Here is a 251-nt window from a genome sequence, read left to right as displayed (position 1 = left end):
CTGGAAAGCGGCCCATGGCCCAGCTTTGTGACCGGCCTCAAGCGCCTGGCTAATGACAACGATATGATGGTTGACCTGATGGGTCAGCTGGAAACATCCTACGCGACCAGAAAAGGTTACTGGAAGGGCGGTACCGTTGGCGTGTTCGGCTATGGCGGCGGCGTAATCCCGCGTTTTTCCGAGCTCAAGGACGAGAACGAGAAACATGTCTATCCCGATGCGGCCGAGTTCCACACCCTGCGCATCCAGCC

1 pseudogene is annotated in these 251 nt (G+C 58.2%); it reads left to right on the top strand.

The annotated features are described in order from the left end of the window. Nucleotides 1-251: pseudogene (locus SCT_RS14305) on the top strand (sulfite reductase, dissimilatory-type subunit alpha); the annotation flags it as partial.

This window comes from Sulfuricella sp. T08 (assembly GCF_000971475.1).
Classification (GTDB): Bacteria; Pseudomonadota; Gammaproteobacteria; order Burkholderiales; family Sulfuricellaceae; genus Sulfuricella.
Note: the sequence above shows the minus strand (reverse complement) of the source record. Positions and strands in the feature narration are given on the sequence as shown.